We start from the raw sequence: 1233 nt of genomic DNA on the forward strand, positions 1-1233 counted from the left end.
GAGGGGGACGCGCGGCGAAGCGGCGCGGCGCTCCGCCGCGCGCCCCGCGCCCCCCCCCCCCCCACCCCCCCCCCCCCGGCGGGGGGGGGGGCCCCCCCCCCCCCCCCCGACGTCGCCGCCCTGGCCGGGGTGCAGAGCCGGCTGCTGGACTCCGCCGCGCGGCGCGTGAAGCCGGGCGGGCGGCTGGTCTACTGCGTCTGTTCGCTGGAGCCGGAAGAGGGCGAGGCCCAGATCATGGGCTTCCTCCACCGCCATCCTGAGTTCAAGATCGTTCCAGCAACGGCCGGCGAGGCGGGCGCGCCCGAGGCCAGCCTGCTGGCCGACGGAACCCTGCGCCTGCTGCCGCATCATCGCCCCGGCGGGCAGGACGGCTTCTACGCCGCTCGCCTGCGACGCGAAGTTTGATCCCGCGACAACTTGTCCCCAACCGCACCCTTGGCTAAGTCGAACACCATGACCGCACCGATCATCGCCCCGTCCATCCTGGCCTCGGACTTCGCCAAGCTCGGCGAGGAAGTCGCCGCGATCGAAGCCGCCGGCGCCGACTGGGTGCATGTCGACGTCATGGACGGCCATTTCGTGCCGAACATCACGCTGGGCCCGGACATCGTGAAGGCGCTGCGCCCGCACGCGAAGATCCCGTTCGACGTGCATCTGATGATCGCCCCGGCCGACCCGTACCTGGAAGCGTTCCGCGAGGCCGGCGCCGACTATATCAGCGTCCACCCGGAGAGCGGCCCGCACCTGAACCGCACCCTGAAGCGCATCCGCGAGCTGGGCGCCAAGGCCGGCGTGGTGTTCAACCCCTCGACCGACCCCAGCGTCATCCAGTGGATGATGGACGAGATCGACCTGATCCTGGTGATGTCGATCAACCCGGGCTTCGGCGGCCAGAAGTTCATGCACTCGCAGCTGCGCAAGATCGAGGCGCTGCGCAAGATGATCGACGCCAGCGGCAAGCACATCGAGCTGGAAGTCGACGGCGGCGTGACGCCGGAGACCGCGCCGCTGTGCGTCTCGGCCGGGGCGACGGCGCTGGTCGCCGGCACCGCGGTGTTCAAGGGCGGCCCGGCCAAGTACGCCGACAACATCCGCGCGCTGAAGGGCGGCTGACCGGGTGGCGGCTGCGCCCCCGAGCATCTTCCGACATCCGGCCGGGCTCTGGGCCCAGGCCATGGCGGCCGGCGTGGCGCGCCAGGTCCGCCGCGACTGGGCCGGCTCGCCGCTGCACCG

The 1233-nt window shown here is 72.3% G+C and carries 1 protein-coding gene and 1 pseudogene; both read left to right on the plus strand.

The annotated features are described in order from the left end of the window. Window positions 1-405 (plus strand): annotated as a pseudogene (locus OUA97_RS22855) (hypothetical protein); the annotation flags it as partial. Between the two features lie 48 nt (window positions 406-453). Beyond that, on the plus strand, window positions 454-1113 hold the full coding sequence (gene rpe / locus OUA97_RS22860; RefSeq protein ID WP_267234392.1) for a ribulose-phosphate 3-epimerase: 660 nt from the start codon (window positions 454-456) through the stop codon (window positions 1111-1113). The last annotated feature ends 120 nt before the right edge of the window (window positions 1114-1233 follow it).

The organism is Phenylobacterium sp. 58.2.17 (assembly GCF_026411515.1).
Classification (GTDB): domain Bacteria; phylum Pseudomonadota; class Alphaproteobacteria; order Caulobacterales; family Caulobacteraceae; genus Phenylobacterium.

Excerpts from the sequence above, each read along its gene's own strand:
- rpe (WP_267234392.1), top strand. The coding sequence starts at position 454 with ATGACCGCACCGATCATCGCCCCGTCCATCCTGGCCTCGGACTTCGCC.